This window comes from Hydrogenophaga crocea, assembly GCF_011388215.1.
In the GTDB taxonomy this organism is placed as follows: domain Bacteria; phylum Pseudomonadota; class Gammaproteobacteria; order Burkholderiales; family Burkholderiaceae_C; genus Hydrogenophaga; species Hydrogenophaga crocea.
In genome coordinates, this window is the sequence record NZ_CP049989.1 from 4410178 (window position 1) to 4429572 (window position 19395).

Consider the following 19395-nt stretch of genomic DNA (forward strand, 5'->3'; position numbering starts at 1 on the left):
TCAGCTTTTCTCGAAGTCCGGATCGCTCTGGCCTTCGCGCTCGGGCATGGCGTACGAGCCGCTCGCCCAGGCCCCCAGGTCCTGCTGCTTGCAGCGTTCGCTGCAGAAGGGCCGCCAGCGGTTGCGCGGTGCGTAGACGCTGTCGCCGCCACAGGCGGGGCAGGTGACCACGCGTTCCTCGGGCGCGCTGCTCATGGCCTCAGGCGCACAGGGTCAGCTCGAAGCTGCCGTCTTCGCCCGCAGGGTGCAGGCGGTGGTCCTCGCCCAGGCGCATGAGACGCACCGAGAACATCAGGCGGTTGCCGCTGATCTCGGGGATCAGGCCGGGCGTGGGATCGATGCGCAGGCGCAGAAGCTGGAAGCTGCGGCCCTGCGGCAGGTTCTGCTGGTACTGGCCGCCCACGGCCACCACCTTTTGCGGCGTGCCGGTGTCGCGCATCATCTTGAGCAGCAGCACCAGCGCCTCGGCCAGCGGGGCCAGCGATTGCGCCCACGCGGCCAGCTCGGCCTGCCGCTGCGCGGCGGGCAGGTGCTGCCAGTGGAAGTAGGCCGGCAGATCGAATTCGCAGGTGCCACCGGGGATGCCGATGCGGCTGCGGATGGCCATGAGCCAGTCGTTCTCGGTGAGCGCGTGCCCTGGCTTGCCGGCGTTCTCGGCGATCTGGTTGAAGCAGTGATCGAGCTGGCCGATCACCGTGTCGAGCGCCTGTTCGGAGATCGCGGGGTTGCCGCGGTAGCCGTTGAGGGTCTGCTTGTGGCGATCGAGGTCCTTGAGCACGTCCGACTTCATGTCGGCCCGCGAAGCCACGTCCATGATCTCGAACAGCGTCTGGATGGCGTAGTGGTGATCGAGCGCGTGCTCGCGGGGCACCAGCAGCGCCAGGCGCTTGAACAGCTGCTCAAGCCGCAGGTAGGTGCGGATGCGTTCGTTGAAGGGGTATTCGTACAGGATCACGGGCTTGATCGCAGGGCGGGGCCCAAGAGCGGTGGCTGGGCGATCATAGCCCGAAGCGCGAGGACAGCCGGTCGATATCGGCATGCAGCCGGTCGAGGTCGTCCGCATCGTTGAACAGCACCAGATCGGCCGCGGCCAGGCGCCGCGCGCGAGACGCCTGCTGGTGGATCACGGCCCGGATGGTGTCGTCGTCCCAGCCACTGCGCGCACGCACGCGCCGCAACTGGGTGCTTTCGCTGCAGTCCACCACCAGCACACGGTCGAGCTGGGGCCGCCAGCGCGGCGATTCGACCAGCAGCGGCACGTCGAACACCACGCAGCGCGCCCGGTTTCGGGCCACCTGTTGCGCGATGCCCGCGGCCACGATGGGGTGCACGATGGCTTCGAGGCGCTGCCGCGCCGACGGATCGCTGAACACGCGTTCGCGCATGGCCGCGCGGTTCAAGGCGCCCTCGGCATCGATGAAGGCATCCCCGAAGGCTGCGCGAATCGCGTCGATGGCTGCACCGCCCGCGGCCGTGCTCTGGCGGGACAGGGCGTCCGCGTCGACCACCTCGGCGCCGCGCGCCTGCAGCCGCGCCGCGACCGTGCTCTTGCCGCTGCCGATGCCGCCGGTGAGCCCGAGCCGCCAGGGAAGCGGCGGCTTCACAGGCCCACGGCCGCGAGGATGGCGCGCGGCCCGAACAGCATGGCCGTGATGCCGCCGAGCGCCAGGAAGGGGCCGAAGGGCACGTAGCCGCCTTCGCGCAGCCGGCCCACCAGCTTGATGCCGATGCCAACGACGGCACCCAGCACCGAGGCCATCAGGATGATGGGCACCAGGGCCTGCCAGCCGAACCAGGCCCCCAGGGCGGCGAACAGCTTGAAATCGCCATGGCCCATGCCCTCCTTGCCGGTGAGCAGCTTGAAGACCCAGTAGATGAGCCAGAGCGACAGGTAGCCCGCGACCGCGCCCCACACCGCATCGGTCAACGGCACGCTCATGAGGCCGGCCGCCGAGAGCACCAGGCCTGCCCACAGCAGCGGCAGCGTGATGTCGTCGGGCAGCAGGGTGGTGTCCCAGTCGATGCCGGCGAGCGCCAGCAGGGCCGCGGCGAAACCGCACCAGGCCAGCGCCGTGACACCCAGCCCCCACTGCCACCCCACCCAGGCGAACAGCGCACCGGTCGTGAGTTCGACCAGCGGATAACGGATGCCGATGCCGTGCCCGCACTGGCTGCAGCGGCCGCGCAGCAGCGCGTAGCTGAGCACGGGAATGTTTTCGTGCCAGCGGATCGTGTGACCGCAATGGGGACAGGCGGACCGGGGCACGAGCAGGTTGTAGGCCTTCTCTTCGGCTGCCTCGCTGTCGTGGCCCTGCAGTTCGGCGCACTCGCGCGCCCACTGCCGTTCCATCATCCGGGGCAGGCGGTGGATCACCACGTTGAGAAAACTGCCTACCAGCAGTCCGAGCAAACCCAGCAACGCCCCGGCGGGCGCGCCCGCGGCCATCTCGACCATCAGACCACCTGACCGAGTTTGAAGATCGGCAGGTACATGGACACCACGATGCCACCGATCACGGTGCCCAGCACCACGATGATGATGGGCTCCATGAGGCTGGAGATGCCGGCCACCATGTCGTCGACTTCCGCTTCATAGAAGTCGGCCGCCTTGCCCAGCATGTGGTCGATCGAGCCCGACTCCTCGCCGATGGCGCACATCTGCAGCACCATGGAAGGAAAGATGTTGGCGTTCGTCATGGCCGTGGTCAGGCTGATGCCGGTCGACACATCCTGCTGGATCTTCTCGGTGGCGATGGCGTAGACGGAGTTGCCCGACGCGCCGCCCACGGAATCCAGCGCCTCGACCAGCGGAACGCCGGCGCCGAACATGGTGGCGAGCGTGCGCGTCCAGCGCGCCACCACCGATTTTTCGATCAGCGGGCCGAAGATGGGCAGCTTGAGCAGCAGCCGGTCCATGAAGCGCTGGACCCGTTCATTGCGTTTCCAGGCCTGCATGAAGAAGTAGGCGCCGCCGCCCAGCGCGCCGAAGATCAGCCACCAGTAAGCGACGAAGAACTCGCTCATGGCGATCACGACCAAAGTCGGTCCAGGCAGGTCGGCGCCGAAGCTCGAGAAGACCTGCTTGAAGGACGGGATCACGAAGATCATGATCACCGCCACCACCACGAAGGCCACGATGATCACGGCCGTGGGGTACATCAGGGCCGACTTGATCTTGGACTTCAGCGCCTCGGTCTTCTCCATGTAGGTGGCGAGGCGGTCGAGCAGGTCTTCCAGGATACCGGCGGCTTCACCGGCCTCCACCAGGTTGCAGTAGAGGCTGTCGAAGTACATCGGGTACTTGCGGAACGCCGAACTCAGCGAGGTGCCGGTTTCGACGTCGGCGCGGATGTCGCCGAGCAGCCGGGTGACGTTGGGATTGGGGTTGCCCCGGCCCACGATGTCGAACGCCTGCAGCAGGGGCACGCCCGCCTTCATCATGGTCGCGAACTGGCGCGTGAAGATCGCGATGTCCTTGGGCTTGATGCGTTTGCCTGACGAGGTGCGGCGCTTCTTGATCTTCACCGGCACGATGCCCTGGCGGCGCAGCGAGGCGGTGACCTGGTTCTCCCCCTGCGCGCGCGTCTCACCCCGCACCGGCTTGCCGTTGCGGTCCTTGCCCTCCCACTCGAACACGAAGTCCTTGACGCTCTTGCTTGCAACGGTGGCCATGGGCGGTCCTCAGGGGGCGGGGGGTCGTTGGTGTGTCATTCGTTGGTCACGCTCAGCACTTCCTCGAGGGAAGTCAGGCCGAGCTTGACCTTGAGCAAGCCGGATTCGCGCAGCGAGCGAACCCCTTCCTTGCTGGCTTGCTGCGCGATGTCCAGTGCGGTGCCGCCTCGCAGGATGATGCGTTGGATCTCCTCCGAAATCGGCATCACCTGGTAGATGCCTACGCGTCCCTTGTAGCCGTTGTTGCAAGCCGAGCAACCCACGGGCTTGTAGGGTGTCCAGCTGCCATCGATTTCTTCGGGCTTGTATCCGGCTTCAAGCAGCGCCTTGCGCGGCACGTCGAGCGGCGCCTTGCAATTGGGACACAGGCGGCGTGCCAGGCGCTGGGCCGTGATCAGAATGACGCTGGAGGCGATGTTGAACGTGGGGATGCCCATGTTCATCATGCGGGTGAGGGTCGTCGGCGCGTCGTTGGTGTGCAGGGTCGACATCACCATGTGGCCGGTCTGTGCGGCCTTGATCGCGATGTCGGCGGTTTCCAGGTCGCGGATCTCGCCCACCATGATCACGTCGGGATCCTGGCGCAGGAAGGCCTTGAGCGCGACCGCGAAGGTCAGCCCCGCCTTCTCGTTCATGTTGACCTGGTTGACCCCGGGCAGGTTGATTTCCGAGGGGTCCTCCGCCGTCGAGATGTTGACGCCGGGCTTGTTGAGGATGTTCAGGCAGGTGTAGAGCGACACGGTCTTGCCCGAACCCGTCGGGCCGGTCACCAGCACCATGCCGTAGGGCCGCTGAATGGCCTCCAGCAGCCGCTCTTTTTCCTCGGGTTCGTATCCGAGGGCGTCGATGCCCAGCTTGGCCTGGCTCGGGTCCAGGATACGGATCACGATCTTTTCGCCGAACAGCGTGGGCAGCGTGCTGACGCGGAAGTCGATCACGCGGTCGGCGCCCACCTTGAGCTTCATGCGCCCGTCCTGCGGCACCCGCTTCTCGGAGATGTCCATGCGGGAGATCACCTTGATGCGCGAGGCGAGCTTTTCCTTGATGGCAATGGGCGGTGAGGCGATCTCGCGCAACTCGCCGTCGATGCGGAAGCGCACGCGGTAGGTGTGCTCGTAGGGCTCGAAGTGCAGATCGGACGCGCGCATGTTGAACGCGTCGATCAGCATCTTGTGCAGGAACTTGACGACGGGGGCGTCGTCGACCTCGGCGGCCTTTTCGGATGCCGTGTCGGTGACGGCGGCTTCGGCGGCGAGGTCGTCGAACTCGACGTCGCCGACGATGTTGTCCATCGCCTCGGTCACCGACTTGGTCTGTGACTCGACCAGCTTGCTCAGCTTGTCGAACTCCGCAATGACCCAGTCCACGCCCATTTGCGTGGCGAACTTGATGCGCTCGGCGGCCTGTTGGTCAGAGGGATCGGCCGTGGCGACGATCAGCCGGTTGTTGCGCTTGCTCAGCGCGATGATGCGGAAGTCGGCACAGATCTTGGGGTCGAGCAAGCCGGAGGGCAGGCGTTGCACGTCCACCGCGTCGAGGTCGAGCAAGGGTGCCGCGAAGGCCGTCGACATGGTGTGGGCGAGGTCGGCGGGTGACACCGCGCCCGAACCCGTGAGTTCGGCGATGAAGCTGGTTCGGCTGCTTTGGGCTTTGCGGTAGAGCTCTTCAGCCGCCTTCTGCCCCAATTTGCCGGCGGAAACGAGCGCGCGCCCCAAGCCCGGCAGGGCCATGGACGGACTTTCCTGATTGACCGTGTCTGCTGACGCCATATGCCCGTAATCTAACGGAAATCAACAACTTGCACGTCACAATTGACGCCAGTTGTCCGGAAAAACGCGGCTCACGTCAGGTCGCGTGGTTTCCAGATTACATCCGGCTGGGGGCGGGAGGGGGAGTGCGCCGGTCCGTGCGGACCGCCGAAGGGATCAGACCATATGGTCGGGGTGAGAGGATTCGAACCTCCGGCCTCTACGTCCCGAACGTAGCGCTCTACCAGGCTAAGCTACACCCCGTGTGGATCTGCTGATCCTGCTGTGAAGACGTCAGGAGCGACGTTCCAGCAGCGAAGCGGCCAATTGTAGCAAAGCCGATTGATGGTTATTCGCGGGCAGCGCCTCGGCCGCCGCCAATGCCCGGCGGGCCTCCCCGCGGGCCGCTTCGCGCGCCGTCTCGAGCGCGCCTGTGCGCACGATGATGGACTGGATGGCAGGCAGGTGCTCCACCCGGCCGTGTTCGATGGCGTCCTGGATCAGCTCACGTTCGGCCGGACTGCCGGCGCGCAGCGCACAGATGATGGGCAGGGTCACTTTGCCCTCCCGCAGGTCGTCGCCGAGGTTCTTGCCGAGTTCCTGCGCATCGCCTTCGTAGTCCAGCACGTCGTCGATCACCTGGAAGGCCGTGCCCAGCGCCTGTCCGTAGGTGGCGCATGCGTCTTCGATCGCCGCGGGCGCGCCGGCGAGGATGGGCGCCAGGCGGGCGCTCGCTTCGAACAACTTGGCCGTTTTCGAGCGGATGACCCTGAGGTAGTCCTCTTCGCCGATCGAGGCGTCGTGCATGTTCATCAGCTGCAGCACTTCGCCCTCGGCGATCACGTTGGTCGCGTCGGACAGAACCTCCATCACCCGCATGTTGTTCACGTCCACCATCATCTGGAAGGCGCGTGAGTACAGGAAGTCGCCCACCAGCACACTGGCGGCGTTGCCGAAGGTCTGGTTGGCGGTGGCGCGACCGCGGCGCAAGGTCGATTCGTCGACGACGTCGTCGTGCAGCAGGGTGGCGGTGTGGATGAACTCCACCACGGCGGCCAGCGTGTGGCGATGGGGGTTCGTGTCCTGAAGGGCCCCGCTGACCAGCAGCAGCAGCGCTGGACGCAGGCGCTTGCCGCCGGCGGAAATGATGTATTGGGCCACCTCGCGCACCAGGGGAACGTCGGTGGTGAGTCGCGTGCGGATCACCTCGTCCACCATGGCCATGTCGGCGCGGATCAGATCGAGCGGCTGGGGAGAGGGGCTTGAAGAGGGCAAGGCGTGACCGCAGCGAATGGGCAGGAGGAGCGACGCGGGATTATAGGAATTGGTCCGCCGGGCCCCGGCCGCGCTGGCGCGCGCCCGTCTGGCTTCGCCGGGCGCGGTCTTGGCTGGCGGGAAGGCAGACGCTATAATCCGCGGTTCGGTGGAAATCCGTCTACCGAGGCTGGGCGCCACAGGGCGCCGGCAAACATCGAGAGGATCCCTATGTACGCGGTCATAAAAACCGGTGGCAAGCAGTATCGCGTTGCCGCTGGCGAGAAGATCAAAGTAGAACAGATTGCTGCGGAAGTGGGCCAGGAGATCGTGTTCGACCAGGTTTTGGCTGTCGGTAACGGCACCGAACTCAAGGTGGGCACCCCCTTGGTCTCTGGCGCAACGGTCACGGTGAAAGTGGTGGCTCACGGCCGTCACGACAAGGTGCGCATTTTCAAAATGCGTCGCCGCAAGCACTACCAGAAGCGCCAGGGTCACCGGCAGAACTTCACCGAAATCGAGATCGCCTCGATCACCGGCTAAGGAGCACGCAACATGGCACAGAAAAAAGGCGGCGGCTCAACGCGAAACGGCCGCGATTCCAAGCCCAAGATGCTGGGTGTGAAGGCTTTCGGCGGTGAACTGGTTTCGGCCGGCTCCATCATCGTTCGCCAGCGCGGCACGAAATTCCATCCCGGCACCAATGTCGGTATCGGCAAAGACCACTCCCTGTTCGCCACGGTTGACGGTCACGTCAACTTCGCGGTCAAGGGTGCACTCGGCCGTCACGTGGTGAGCATCACGCCGGTCTGACCTCCGGGTCATTCCCCCGCAAGAGGCCCGCGCGTGCGGGCCTTTTTGTTGCACCCCCCAGAGCCTGATACAACCCCAGCATGAAATTCGTTGACGAAGCCCACATCGACGTCGCCGCGGGTGATGGGGGCAATGGCTGCGCTTCCTTCCGGCACGAGAAGTTCAAAGAGTTCGGCGGCCCCGACGGCGGCGATGGCGGCCGCGGCGGGCATGTGTACGCGCTGGCCGATGCAGGCCTGAACACGCTGGTCGATTTCCGCTACACGCGCCGCTTCGAAGCCCAGCGGGGCGAGCACGGCAAGGGCTCCGACATGTTCGGTGTCAAAGGCGACGACATCGTGCTTCGCATGCCGGTCGGCACCATCATCACCGACGCCGAGACCGGTGCCCTGGTGTGTGAATTGCTGCAGCCTGGCGAGCAAGTGATGATCGCCAAGGGCGGTGACGGCGGCTTCGGCAACCTCCACTACAAGAGTTCGACCAACCGGGCGCCGCGCCAGAAGACGCCGGGCTGGCCCGGCGAGCGCAAGACGCTCAAGCTCGAGCTCAAGGTGCTGGCCGATGTGGGCCTGCTCGGCATGCCCAATGCCGGCAAGTCGACGCTGATCGCGGCCATCTCCAACGCGCGACCCAAGATCGCCGACTATCCCTTCACCACGCTCCACCCCAATCTCGGCGTGGTGCGGGTCGGCCCTGAGAAGAGCTTTGTTGTGGCCGACGTTCCGGGTCTCATCGAGGGCGCCTCCGAAGGCGCGGGCCTGGGTCACCAGTTCCTGCGCCATTTGCAGCGCACCCGCTTGCTGCTGCATCTGGTCGACGCCGCGCCCTTTGACGAGGCGGTGGATCCCGTGGCGCAGGTGCGTGCGATCGCGGCCGAACTCAAGAAATTCGACCCCACGCTGCACGAGAAGCCGCGCTGGCTCGTGCTCAACAAGGTGGACATGTTGCCCGCCGACGAGCGCGAGAAACGCATCAAGGACATCGTGCGCCGCCTGCGCTACAAGGGTCCCGTGTTCCAGATCTCGGCCCTCACGCGCGAAGGCTGCGAGCTGCTGGTGCAGAAGGTGTTCGAACACATCCACAACGTTCACCGCAGCGAGCAACCGCCCGCCGAGATCGACCCCCGTTTCGGCGCGCCGCAGGACGACTGACCCATGCTTCCCACCATGCAGGCAGACAGCGACAAGTCGATTTCCGAACCCGGTCCGGTGTTGCGCGAGGCGCGGCGCATCGTCGTCAAGGTGGGCTCCAGCCTCGTGACCAACGAGGGCAGGGGCCTCGACGAACAGGCCATCCGCCAGTGGAGCCAGCAATTGGCGGCGCTGGTGCAGCAAGGCCGCGAACTGATCATGGTCAGCAGCGGCGCCGTGGCCGAAGGCATGAAGCGTCTGGGTTGGCGCACGCGCCCCAAGGAGATCCACGAACTGCAGGCGGCCGCTGCCGTCGGGCAGATGGGACTGGTCCAGATGTACGAGACCCAGTTGCGCGCCTGTGGCGTGGGCAGTGCGCAGGTGCTGCTGACGCATGCCGACCTCGCGGACCGCGAGCGTTACCTGAACGCCAAGTCGACCCTGCTGACGCTGCTGCAACTGCGCGTCGTGCCCGTGATCAACGAGAACGACACGGTGGTGAACGACGAGATCAAGTTCGGCGACAACGACACCCTGGGTGCGCTGGTGGCCAACCTGGTCGAGGCCGATGTGCTGGTCATCCTCACCGACCAGAAGGGGCTCTACACGGCCGATCCGCGCCGCGACCCCGCGGCGCAATTCGTGCACGTGGCGCGGGCGGGCGATCCGGCGCTCGAGGCCATGGCGGGCGGGGCCGGGTCCGGCATCGGCAAGGGCGGCATGATCACCAAGATCCTGGCGGCCAAGCGCGCGGCCGCCTCGGGCGCCTCGACCGTCATCGCCTGGGGCCGCGAGCCCGACGTGCTCAAGCGGCTGTGCACCGGTGAGGCCATCGGCACCGCGCTGATGGCGCAGACCGCGAAGCACCAGGCGCGCAAGCGCTGGATGTCGGACCATCTGCAATTGCGCGGTGCGGTGGTGGTGGACGACGGGGCCGTGAGCAAGATCGTGGGCGAGGGCAAGAGCCTGCTGCCCATCGGCATGACCGCGGTCGAGGGCGACTTCTCGCGCGGTGACGTGATCGCCGTGCGCGATGCGCGCGGCCTGGAGATCGCCCGAGGGCTCGCCAACTACGCGAGTCCCGAGGCGCGGTTGCTGTGTCGCAAGGTGTCGGCGGATTTCGAGCGTCTGCTCGGCTATGCGGCCGAGCCCGAGATGATCCACCGCGACAACCTGGTGCTCAGCCGGGGCTGAGGCTGCCGGTCAGCGCATCTGGTCGGCGCGGCCGTTGCGCAGCGAATCGACGATGCGGTTGACCGAGCGGTTGGGCGCCTTGCCGTCGCAAACCCCGGCCTGCGCCATTTGCCAGGCCCGGCGCGTGGCGCCGCGGTTCTCCAGCGCTTGCCAGGTGTCGCTGCCGGTGCGCCATTGCCGCGCGTCCGGGTCCCAGCGCGCGTGGGTCTTGACCTCCGCCGTCTGGCAGCGGATGCCCTCGAAGAACGCGTTGAGCGCGCCGCTGCTGCTGCGGGCGATGAACACATAACGCACCACGCCGTCTTCATCGAAGCGAACCGTCTTCGGATCGATGGCGTAGCGCAGCGTGGCGGTGTTGTCCAGGCGGAACTCGACCGCGCGCTCCGCGTTCCAGTCGGCCGGGGGCGTCACCGCCGTTTCCTTCCAGGGCTCGGGTTCGTTCACCTGCGCCGCCGCGAGGGAGGCCGCCAGGGACAAGACCGCGGCCGCCACCAGTGACCGGTTCGGGATCGGGCTCATTCGGGGTCGGCGCCGCAGGCGCCGGCGTTGGGCATGGGTTCGAAGCTGGCGCCCGGCGGCAACTCGATGCCCGCCGGCACGGCAGACGCCGTCGTCTCCGGTGCGCGGGGCCGGCCGCCATGGCGCAGGAAACGGTTGCGCTGACCCTCGACCCGGGGCAGGTAGCGCGAGAGCTCGGTGAGCGCCATCTCGTAGACGCCGCGCTTGAATTCCACCACCACATCGAGCGGCACCCAGTAGTCGTTCCAGCGCCAGGCGTCGAACTCGGGGTGGTTGGTGGCGCGCAGGTTCAGATGCCAGTCCTGCGCGGTCAGGCGCAGCAGGTACCAGATCTGCTTCTGTCCCTTGTAGTGGCCGCGAGCATCCCGGCGGATGAAGCGGTCCGGCACTTCGTAGCGCAACCAGTCCCGCGTGCGGGCCACGATGCTCACGTGCTCGGGGCGCAGACCGACTTCCTCGTGCAGTTCCCGGTACATGGCCTGCTCGGGGGTTTCGCCCCGATCGATGCCGCCTTGCGGAAACTGCCAGGAGTGGGAGCGGATGCGCTTGCCCCAGAACACCTGGTTTTTCTGGTTGAGCAGAATGATGCCGACATTGGGTCTGAAACCCTCTCTGTCAAGCATAATCAACCTCGGATTTTTGAACTGTGACCATTATGCATCGCACCCCATGCGATCCGAAGTGATCACACACCGCTCCAGCCCGCGCCCCGCCTAGGGACATACCCGCAGCGGCCTGGCGCCTCCCCCGCCCGAAACGCAGCAACCGATCGCCCCCGACGGGGCACATTCGTTCATGAAAGCCAGCCAGTTCCTGATCACCACGCTCAAGGAAGCGCCCGCCGACGCCGAAGTGGCGAGCCACCGCCTGATGACCCGGGCGGGCATGGTCCGCAAACTGGGGGCCGGCATCTACAACTACATGCCGATGGGCCTGCGCGTGATCCGCAAGATCGAGGCGATCGTGCGCGAAGAGATGAACCGCGCCGGCGCGGTGGAAATGACCATGCCCGTGATCCAGCCGGCCGAGTACTGGCAGGAGTCGGGTCGCTTCGAGAAGATGGGCCCCGAGCTGCTGCGCATCAAGGACCGCCACGACCGCGACTTCGTCGTGCAGCCCACCAGCGAAGAGGTGGTGACCGACGTGGCCCGCCAAGAACTGCGCAGCTACAAGCAGCTGCCGCGCAACCTGTACCAGATCCAGACCAAGTTCCGCGATGAGCGCCGGCCGCGTTTCGGCCTCATGCGCGGCCGCGAGTTCATCATGAAGGACGCCTACAGCTTCGACCGCGACGAAGCCGGCGCCAAGGCGAGCTACCAGGTGATGGGCGCGGCCTACCGCCGCATCTTCGACCGCTTCGGTCTGCGCTACCGCGCGGTGGCGGCCGACAGCGGCGCCATCGGCGGCGACCTGAGCGAAGAGTTCCAGGTGATCGCGGCAACCGGCGAAGACGCCATCGTCTATTGCCCCCACAGCGACTACGCGGCCAACATGGAAAAGGCCGAGGCCCTGGCGCCCGCGGGTCCGCGCCCCGCGCCTTCGAACCCGCTCGTGCGCACGCCCACGCCCGGCAAGTCCACCTGCGCCGAGGTGGCGGCCCTGCTCGGCGTGCCACTGGCCACCACGGTCAAGTCGCTGGTGCTGGCCACCGACACGCTCAACGAAGCGGGCGAGGTGGTGAAGTCGCAGGTGTGGCTGTTGCTGCTGCGCGGCGACCACGACATGAACGAGGTCAAGGTGGGCAAGGTGCCGGGGCTCGACCAGGGCTACCGTTTCGCGACCGTGCCCGAGATCGAGGCGCACTTCGGCTGCAAGCCTGGCTACCTGGGCCCGATCGGTCTGAAGCAGCCCGTCAAGCTCGTGGTGGACCGCGAGGTCGCGGTGATGGCCGACTGGATTTGCGGCGGCAACGAAGTCGACGTGCACCTGACCGGCGTGAACTGGGGCCGCGACCTGCCCGAGCCCGACCAGGTGGCCGACATCCGCAACGTGGTCGAAGGCGATCCGTCGCCCGACGGCAAGGGCCGGCTCGCGATCGAGCGCGGCATCGAGGTCGGCCACGTGTTCTACCTGGGCACCAAGTACAGCAAGGGCATGAACGCCACCTTCCTCGACGAGGACGGCAAGCCCAAGCACTTCGAGATGGGCTGCTACGGCATCGGCATCACGCGCCTGCCCGCGGCCGCCATCGAACAGAACCACGACGAGCGCGGCATCATCTGGCCGGACGCCATCGCGCCGTTCACGGTCGTGGTGTGCCCGATCGGCATGGACCGCAGCGCGGAAGTCAAGGCCGCTGCGGACAATCTCTACATGCAGCTCCTCAACGACGGTGTGGACGTGATCCTCGACGACCGTGGCGAACGCCCGGGCGCGATGTTCGCCGACTGGGAGCTCATCGGCGTGCCGCACCGCATCACCATCGGTGACCGCGGGCTCAAGGCCGGCGAAGTCGAGTACCAGCACCGCCGCGACAGCGCCCCCACGGCCGTCAAGCTCGCGGACATCGTGGCCCACGTGAAGGGCCGCCTGCAGGCATGAAGCCGGGGCGGTGGTCGCGCCGCGACAGCCTGCTCGGGCTGGCCTCGCTGGGCGCGTCCGCCTGGCTGCCGCCCGCGCACGCGGGCCAGGTGGAAGAACCCCTGGCCGACGCGGTGCGTGGCGCCTTGCGCATGTCCATCGAAGCGGCGGGTCCGCCCAACCACGAGTTGCTGCCGCTGCCCTCGCGCCAGCGTTACGCGCGCTGGGAGCGCGACCTGGCGCCGCGCCTGGCGCGGCAGAAGTCCCACCCGCTCGAGCGCGAGGAGTTCCTGCGCACGGTCTGGTACTACGCGGTGCGCCAGGGCCTGGACCCGACCCTCGTGATGGGCGTGGTGCAGGTGGAAAGTGCCTTTCGCAAGTACGCGGTGTCGTCGGTCGGCGCGCGCGGCTACATGCAGGTGATGCCCTTCTGGGCGCGGCTGATCGGCAACGGCGACGCCGGTGTGCTGTTCGATCTCAACGCCAACATCAGCTTCGGCTGCACCATCCTGCGCCACTACCTCGACCGCGAGCGGGGCGACACCTTTCTTGCGCTGGGCCGCTACAACGGCAGCCGCGGCCGCGCGCCGTACCCGAACTCGGTCTACGTGGCGATGCGCCGCTGGGCGCACCCCGACGCCTGACCTGCCTTACTGCAGGAAGCCGATGCGGGTCTTGCCCGAGCCCTGCCGCGGCAGGTCGTCGGGCTCCACCGCGTCGCGCTCGTCGAGCCGGGCGTTGCCGAAAGCCGTGACGATCGCGCGCCGCATCTCGCGCGGCGGCATGGCCGACAGCGCATCGAGCACGTCGGCCGCAGGCTCGGGCGCGAAGCGCTGGCCCCAGTCGTGTTCGGCGCGGATGCTGCGGTAGAGGTTGGCTGCGATCTTGCGCGCCGCCTCGGGCGACGGCGCCTGGATCTCGTACACGTTCATGCGGTTGAGGATGGGTTCGGGGATGGCGCGCTCGTCGTTGGCCGTGGTGACCCAGATCACCTGGCTGGCGTCGATCGGCACCTCGGCGAACTCGTCGATGAAGTGCTGTGCGGTGTCGTGCTCGAGCAGGCTGTAGAGCGCACCCAGCGGGTCGTACTGGGCGTCGGCGCTGGCCTTGTCGATCTCGTCCACCACAATCACGGGGTTGGCGTACTGGCCTTCGATCAGGGCCTCGAACACCTTGCCGGGGCGCGCGCCTTTCCATTGCGACGACGAGCCCGACAGCAACCAGCCCGCGGTCATGCTGCTCATGGGCACCAGGTTCATGCTGGTGCCCAGCAGCTCGGCGATCTGGCGCGCGAAGTGCGTCTTGCCCACGCCGGGCGGGCCCAGCAGCAGCATGGGGGTGACCTCGAGGCTGTCGCGGCTGTCCTGGCTCAGGGCCACGTGGCGCTTCACGTCGTCGAGCGCCTCACCAAAATTGGGCATGAGCTCGTAGAGCGGCGCCATGTCGGGCACGCCCGAGGGCTTCACCGCGAAGCGTTGCGGGCCGCGCTCGAGCATGCGTTGCCAGGTGTTGCGAAGGATCTCGTGCTCGCGTTCGCTGCCGGCCGCCTGCTGCAGCCGCGCGAGCTTGCGCTCCACGTCTTCGGGCTGGAACACGGTGCGCATGTGGGCGATGGGCAGGCCCATCGGAGGGGTGGCCACCAGGCTGCGTGAGCTGCTCATGAATCACTCCTTCAAGCGGTTCGGCGCTTTCATTCAAGCACAGGGCGTGCCTGGGCTCAACGCTGAAAAGGCTGGGGAAATCCCCGCTTGAACGCGATTTCGCGCGCCGTGTGCCAGAAAGCACGAAGCCGCCCGGTGGGCGGCTTCGATGGCGGGGCGAAAGGAGGCTCAGCCCTGCGTACCGAGTACCTGCTGCAACTCGCCCGACTGGTACATCTCCATCATGATGTCGGAGCCGCCGATGAACTCGCCCTTGACGTAGAGCTGCGGGATCGTGGGCCAGTTGCTGTATTCCTTGATGCCCTGGCGGATGGCGTCGTCTTCGAGCACGTTGACCGTGACCAGGCCCTTGGGGTCCACGCCGCTGGCCTTGAGGATCTGGATCGCGCGGCCCGAGAAGCCGCACATGGGAAAACTTGCGTTGCCCTTCATGAAGAGCACGATGTCGTTGGACTTGACCAGTTGGTCGATGCGGGTCTGGGTGTCGCTCATGGGGGTGTCCTGTGCAATGCCGGCGCCGGGCCGGCGACGCGGGATTATCGCGCTGCCGGCCAGCGGCCGCCGCTGCAGCGCACGATGCCCGCAAGATCGGTGCGGCCGGCCACGGCCTCGAAGCCGCGTTCGCGCAGCAGGGCCTGCACCGTTTCGCCCTGGTCGTGGCCGTGCTCCAGCAGCAGCCAGCCGCCCGGCGCCAGGGCCTCGGGCGCCTGCGCCACCAGGGTGCGCAGATCGTCCAGGCCGTCGGGGCCGGCGGTGAGCGCGCCGATCGGCTCGTGGTGCAGCGCGTTCAGGTGCGGGTCGCCTTCGGCGATGTAGGGCGGGTTGCTCACGATCAGCTCGAAGCGCTCGCCCGGCACCGCGGCCAGCCAGGCGCCCTGGCGCAAGGCCACGGCCAGGCCCAGGCGCTCGGCGTTGGCGCGCGCCACCGCCAGCGCATCGGCGCTCGCGTCGGTGGCGGTCACGCGCCAGGTGGGGCTATGGTGCTGCAGGGCGAGCGCGATCGCGCCGCTGCCGGTGCCGAGGTCGAGCACGCGCGCATCGGGAGGGGCCCCGGTCGACAGCACATCGATGGCCCATTGCACCAGGGTTTCGGTGTCGGGGCGGGGGGCCAGCACCCGGCGGTCGACGCGCAGGTTCAAGCCGAAAAAGGCCTGCTCGCCGCGCAGGTAGGCCATGGGTTCGCCGGCGCGGTGGCGCTCGAGCAGCGCGGACAGCCGCGCCTCGGCCTCGGTGTTCAGCGTCTGGTCGTCGTGCGCGAGCAGCCAGGCGCGGTCGTGCGGGTCGCGGCCCAGCGCGAGCAGGAGCAGCTGCAGGGCTTCGAGCCGGGGCAGGCCGTCGGCGCTCAGGCGGGCGAGTCGGGACGCGAGCGTCATGCCTGGCCTTGTTCGAGCTCGGCCAGCAGCTCGGCGCCGCGCGCCACCTGCAGCGCGTGGATCACCTCGTCGATCTCGCCCTCCATCACGCTGAGCAACTGGTAGAGCGTGAGGTTGATGCGGTGGTCGGTGAGCCGGCCCTGCGGGAAGTTGTAGGTGCGAATGCGGTCGCTGCGGTCGCCGCTGCCGATCAGGCCCTTGCGCGTGGCCGCTTCTTTGGCGGCGCGCGCCGCGCGGTCTTTCTCGCGCAGCCGCGCGGCCAGCACCTGCAGGGCCTTGGCCTTGTTGCTGTGCTGGCTGCGGCCGTCCTGGCACTCGGCGGTGATGCCGGTGGGCAGGTGCGTCACGCGCACCGCCGAATCGGTCTTGTTGATGTGCTGGCCGCCCGCACCGCTGGCGCGGAAGGTGTCGATGCGCAGCTCGGCCGGGTTGAGCTCGATGGCCTGGGCCTCATCGGGCTCGGGCATCACGGCCACGGTGGCGGCGCTGGTGTGGATGCGGCCCTGGGCTTCGGTGGCGGGCACGCGCTGCACCCGGTGGCCGCCCGACTCGAAGCGCAGCCGGCCATACGCCCCGTCGCCCTCGATGCGCAGCACCACCTCCTTGTAGCCGCCGAGCTCGCTGGGCGATTCGCTCATCACCTCCACGCGCCAGCCCTGGCGCTCGGCGTAGCGCGTGTACAGGCGCGCGAGGTCGCCCGCGAACAGCGCCGATTCGTCACCGCCCGTGCCCGCGCGGATTTCGACGAAGGCGTTGCGCGCGTCGTCGGGGTCGCGCGGCAGCAGCAGGGTCTGCAGCTCGGTGTCGAGCGCGGCGATGTCGGCTTCGCAGGCGGCGATCTCTTCGCGCGCCATGTCGGCCATGTCGGGGTCGCGCAGCAGCTCCTGGGCGGTCTGCAGGTCGGCCTCGCGCTGCAGGAAGCGGTCGAACACCGCGACCACCTGGCTCGCCTCGGCGTGCTCCTTGCTGAGCGCGCGAAAGCGCGCCATGTCGTCGACCACGTCGGGCGCCGAGAGCAGGGCGTCGAGCTCGTGCAGCCGCGCGCGCTGGCGCAGCAGGGAGTCGCGGACGAAGGGTTTCATGGGGCGGGCGGACTCGGCCATGCACGGCGCCCGGCGCAGGGCCCGGCCGCCGGCAGGCGGTGCTAGGCGCGCGGCTCGCGCGGGGGCGCGCCTTCGCGCAGGAACAGGCGCGAGACGGTTTCGGCCGTGGCGGCGCGCGCGGCCGCGTCGCCACTGTGCAACTCGGCCAGGGTGCCGTGCAGCATCTTCTGCGTGAGCCCCTTGGACAGGGCCTCGAGCACGGCCTCCACGGGTTCGCCGCGCGCGAGCAGACGCTTGGCGCGCGCGAGTTCGTGGGCGCGCCAGGCATCGGCCTGGGCATTGATCTGCTGGATCAGCGGGATCACGCCGTTGTTGGGGTCGCGCCGCTCCATCCAGTGCATGAAGCTGAGCACACCGGCGTCGATGATGGCTTCGGCCTGTGCCACCGCGGCCTGGCGGTGCTCCTTGCCGGTCTGCACCACGTGGGCGAGGTCGTCGACGGTGTAGAGGTAGATGTCGTCCAGGCCCTTGACCTCGGCCTCGATGTCGCGCGGCACGGCCAGGTCGACCATGAACATGGGCCGGTGCTTGCGCTTCTTGAGCGCGCGCTCCACCGCACCCAGGCCGATGATGGGCAGGGTGCTCGCGGTGCAGCTCACCACGGCGTCGAATTCGTGCAGGCGGTCGGGCACGTCGGCCAGGCGCATCACCTGGGCGCCGAAGCGGCCCGCGAGCTTCTCGCCGCGCTCCATGGTGCGGTTGGCGATCGCCATCGCCTTGGGCGTGCGGGCCGCGAAGTGCGTGGCCGCGAGCTCGATCATCTCGCCCGCGCCCACGAACAGCACGCGGATCTCGCGCAGGTCTTCGAACAGCTGCGAGGCCAGGCGCACCGCCGCGGCGGTCATGCTGATGGAATGGGCGCCGATTTCGGTGGAACTGCGCACCTGCTTGGCCACCGCGAACGAGCGCTGGAACAGCTGGTGCAGCGTGGTACCGAGCGCGCCGGCTTCGTCGGCCACGCGCACCGCGTCTTTCATCTGGCCCAGGATCTGGGCCTCGCCCAGCACCATGCTGTCGAGGCCGCTGGCCACGCGGAACGCATGGCGCGCGGCCTGCCCGTCGCGCAGCACGTAGGCGTGCTCGCGCAGCACCTGCGGGCTCACGCCGCCGGTCTGGGCGAGCCAGTCGAGCGTGGGGTCGAGGGCGGTGGGATCACCGGCGCCGTAAAGCTCGGTGCGGTTGCAGGTGGACAGCAGCGTGGCCTCGGGCTGGCGCGGCAGGCGGCTGCGCAACTGGTGCAGCGTGGGCTGGATCTGGTCGAGCGCAAACGCGAAACGGCCCCGCAGATCGAGCGGGGCCGTCTGGTGGTTGATGCCGAGCGTCCAGACAGACATGACCGGATTATAAAATTTAGCGCTTATGGACGCTGCTTTTCCTTCGGCATGACGTTTGGACTGTTGCTGGGGCACGTCCTGGCCTTCGTGGCACCGGCCTTCGGGCTGGCCCTGGTGCTGTGGCTGGGCCTGCGGGTGCGGCGCGCCCAGCGCTTCGGGCCGGCCACGCAATTCGCGGTGCTGCTGGCCGCTGGCGTGCTGGTGCTGGTGGCCGGTCTGGTCCTGTTCGACCGCGACGGCCGCATGGCCGTGTACGCCGCGCTGGTCGGGGTGCAGGGCACGCTGGCCTGGTGGTTGCGTGGGCGCTGAGCCGGCTCAGCTCACCGGTGCGAACAGGTCCACCCGGTCGGTGATGATGCCGTCCAGCCCGAGGTCGATCAGGCGCTCGGCCGCCCACTCGTCGTTCACCGTGTAGGCCAGCATGCGCCAGCCCTCGCCGCGCGCGATGCGCACCAGGGCCCGGTCCCAGAGCGCGTGGTTGCACACCAGGGCGCGAACGCCGAGCTCGCGCGCCACGTCAAGCCAGCCGTCCCACAGCGTGTCGAGCAGCAGGCCGCGCGGCAGGTCGGGCGCGGCCTGGCGCGCGCCCAGCAGCGACTCGGGGCGGAACGAGGTCAGCAGCGGCGGCCGGTCGGGCTGGCGCACCCACAGGCGCTGTGCCTCGGCCGCCACCACGCGGCCGGTTTCGAGCTCCTGACCCGGCGTGGGCTTGATCTCGATGTTGAGCCAGTGCCGGTGCGCCAGGCAGTGGCGTGCGATGGACGCCAGCGTGGCCGGCGGCTCGCCCGCGTAGGCGCGCGAATGCCAGCCGCCGGCATCGAGCCGGCTCAACTCGGTCCAGGGGCGTTCACCGGCGGTGCCCTGGCCATTGGTGGTGCGCTCGAGCGTGGCGTCGTGCAGCAGGAACACCACGCCGTCGGCGCTGAGCTTGGCGTCGCATTCGTACATGCGGTAGCCGTGCGCCGCGCCGAGGCGGAAGGCCGCGAGCGTGTTCTCGGGCGCGAGCTTGCCCGCGCCGCGGTGGGCGATCCAGAGTGGGTAGGGCCAGGGGGCGGGGGCGGGCATGGCGTGGGT

At 68.2% G+C, this 19395-nt stretch carries 22 protein-coding genes and 1 tRNA gene; 7 read left to right on the forward strand and 16 right to left on the reverse strand.

What is annotated here, in order from left to right:
- The 8 genes from G9Q37_RS21025 to G9Q37_RS21060 all read right to left on the reverse strand — a co-directional run bounded on the left by G9Q37_RS21025 (position 1) and on the right by G9Q37_RS21060 (position 6644).
- Complete coding sequence (locus G9Q37_RS21025) at positions 1–195, reverse strand: DNA gyrase inhibitor YacG (protein WP_166230490.1); 195 nt, start codon at positions 193–195, stop codon at positions 1–3.
- 4 nt (positions 196–199) lie between these two features.
- Entirely contained in the window at positions 200–955 is a 756-nt protein-coding gene (gene zapD / locus G9Q37_RS21030; RefSeq protein WP_166230492.1) for a cell division protein ZapD, read from the reverse strand.
- 43 nt (positions 956–998) lie between these two features.
- The gene (gene coaE / locus G9Q37_RS21035; RefSeq protein WP_166230494.1) at positions 999–1604 is read right to left on the reverse strand and encodes a dephospho-CoA kinase; all 606 of its coding nucleotides are present in this window, start codon (positions 1602–1604) and stop codon (positions 999–1001) included.
- Complete coding sequence (locus tag G9Q37_RS21040; protein WP_166231555.1) at positions 1601–2446, reverse strand: prepilin peptidase; 846 nt, start codon at positions 2444–2446, stop codon at positions 1601–1603. The genes coaE and G9Q37_RS21040 overlap by 4 nt, the downstream gene beginning before the upstream one ends.
- Before the next feature lie 8 nt (positions 2447–2454).
- Entirely contained in the window at positions 2455–3672 is a 1218-nt protein-coding gene (locus tag G9Q37_RS21045; protein WP_166230496.1) for a type II secretion system F family protein, read from the reverse strand.
- A gap of 35 nt (positions 3673–3707) precedes the next feature.
- Positions 3708–5441 carry a type IV-A pilus assembly ATPase PilB gene (gene pilB / locus G9Q37_RS21050; protein ID WP_166230498.1) on the reverse strand — a complete coding sequence of 578 codons (1734 nt, stop codon included), beginning with the start codon at positions 5439–5441 and terminating at the stop codon, positions 3708–3710.
- A 166-nt stretch (positions 5442–5607) separates the two neighbouring features.
- Positions 5608–5684, reverse strand: a tRNA-Pro gene (locus tag G9Q37_RS21055).
- A 30-nt stretch (positions 5685–5714) separates the two neighbouring features.
- On the reverse strand, positions 5715–6644 hold the full coding sequence (locus G9Q37_RS21060) for a polyprenyl synthetase family protein (RefSeq protein ID WP_166230500.1): 930 nt from the start codon (positions 6642–6644) through the stop codon (positions 5715–5717).
- Positions 6645–6905: 261 nt separating this feature from the next.
- Between G9Q37_RS21060 and rplU the strand changes: the two genes are divergently transcribed.
- The 4 genes from rplU to proB all read left to right on the forward strand — a co-directional run bounded on the left by rplU (position 6906) and on the right by proB (position 9811).
- Positions 6906–7217, forward strand: a complete 312-nt coding sequence (gene rplU, locus G9Q37_RS21065) for a 50S ribosomal protein L21 (protein WP_166230502.1) — start codon at positions 6906–6908, stop codon at positions 7215–7217.
- 12 nt (positions 7218–7229) lie between these two features.
- Positions 7230–7487, forward strand: a complete 258-nt coding sequence (gene rpmA / locus G9Q37_RS21070; RefSeq protein ID WP_166230504.1) for a 50S ribosomal protein L27 — start codon at positions 7230–7232, stop codon at positions 7485–7487.
- 80 nt (positions 7488–7567) lie between these two features.
- Entirely contained in the window at positions 7568–8638 is a 1071-nt protein-coding gene (cgtA, locus tag G9Q37_RS21075) for an Obg family GTPase CgtA (RefSeq protein ID WP_166230506.1), read from the forward strand.
- A gap of 3 nt (positions 8639–8641) precedes the next feature.
- Positions 8642–9811 carry a glutamate 5-kinase gene (gene proB, locus G9Q37_RS21080; protein WP_240936449.1) on the forward strand — a complete coding sequence of 390 codons (1170 nt, stop codon included), beginning with the start codon at positions 8642–8644 and terminating at the stop codon, positions 9809–9811.
- 9 nt (positions 9812–9820) lie between these two features.
- On the opposite strand, the gene G9Q37_RS21085 is transcribed toward proB, so the two are convergent.
- The gene (locus tag G9Q37_RS21085) at positions 9821–10330 is read right to left on the reverse strand and encodes a CNP1-like family protein (protein WP_166230508.1); all 510 of its coding nucleotides are present in this window, start codon (positions 10328–10330) and stop codon (positions 9821–9823) included.
- Positions 10327–10953, reverse strand: coding sequence for an RNA pyrophosphohydrolase (locus G9Q37_RS21090; protein ID WP_166230510.1), 627 nt, complete (start codon positions 10951–10953; stop codon positions 10327–10329). Before G9Q37_RS21090 ends, G9Q37_RS21085 begins: the two co-directional genes overlap by 4 nt.
- Positions 10954–11125: 172 nt before the next feature.
- Between G9Q37_RS21090 and G9Q37_RS21095 the strand changes: the two genes are divergently transcribed.
- Both G9Q37_RS21095 and G9Q37_RS21100 read left to right on the forward strand, forming a co-directional pair.
- Positions 11126–12871: a proline--tRNA ligase gene (locus G9Q37_RS21095; RefSeq protein ID WP_166230512.1), complete on the forward strand. Its 1746-nt coding sequence runs from the start codon at positions 11126–11128 to the stop codon at positions 12869–12871.
- Positions 12868–13494, forward strand: a complete 627-nt coding sequence (locus tag G9Q37_RS21100) for a lytic transglycosylase domain-containing protein (RefSeq protein WP_166230514.1) — start codon at positions 12868–12870, stop codon at positions 13492–13494. Before G9Q37_RS21095 ends, G9Q37_RS21100 begins: the two co-directional genes overlap by 4 nt.
- Positions 13495–13500: 6 nt before the next feature.
- On the opposite strand, the gene G9Q37_RS21105 is transcribed toward G9Q37_RS21100, so the two are convergent.
- The 5 genes from G9Q37_RS21105 to hemA all read right to left on the reverse strand — a co-directional run bounded on the left by G9Q37_RS21105 (position 13501) and on the right by hemA (position 18321).
- Entirely contained in the window at positions 13501–14511 is a 1011-nt protein-coding gene (locus tag G9Q37_RS21105; RefSeq protein ID WP_166230515.1) for an AAA family ATPase, read from the reverse strand.
- A gap of 168 nt (positions 14512–14679) precedes the next feature.
- The gene (gene grxD, locus G9Q37_RS21110; protein WP_166230517.1) at positions 14680–15003 is read right to left on the reverse strand and encodes a Grx4 family monothiol glutaredoxin; all 324 of its coding nucleotides are present in this window, start codon (positions 15001–15003) and stop codon (positions 14680–14682) included.
- Between the two features lie 44 nt (positions 15004–15047).
- Entirely contained in the window at positions 15048–15884 is an 837-nt protein-coding gene (gene prmC / locus G9Q37_RS21115) for a peptide chain release factor N(5)-glutamine methyltransferase (RefSeq protein WP_166230519.1), read from the reverse strand.
- Complete coding sequence (gene prfA / locus G9Q37_RS21120) at positions 15881–16966, reverse strand: peptide chain release factor 1 (RefSeq protein WP_166230521.1); 1086 nt, start codon at positions 16964–16966, stop codon at positions 15881–15883. The genes prmC and prfA overlap by 4 nt, the downstream gene beginning before the upstream one ends.
- 62 nt (positions 16967–17028) lie before the next feature.
- Positions 17029–18321, reverse strand: a complete 1293-nt coding sequence (hemA, locus tag G9Q37_RS21125; protein WP_166230523.1) for a glutamyl-tRNA reductase — start codon at positions 18319–18321, stop codon at positions 17029–17031.
- Between the two features lie 48 nt (positions 18322–18369).
- Between hemA and G9Q37_RS21130 the strand changes: the two genes are divergently transcribed.
- The gene (locus tag G9Q37_RS21130) at positions 18370–18630 is read left to right on the forward strand and encodes a hypothetical protein (protein ID WP_166230525.1); all 261 of its coding nucleotides are present in this window, start codon (positions 18370–18372) and stop codon (positions 18628–18630) included.
- A gap of 6 nt (positions 18631–18636) precedes the next feature.
- On the opposite strand, the gene ugpQ is transcribed toward G9Q37_RS21130, so the two are convergent.
- Positions 18637–19386, reverse strand: coding sequence for a glycerophosphodiester phosphodiesterase (ugpQ, locus tag G9Q37_RS21135; RefSeq protein WP_166230527.1), 750 nt, complete (start codon positions 19384–19386; stop codon positions 18637–18639).
- Between the last annotated feature and the right edge of the window lie 9 nt (positions 19387–19395).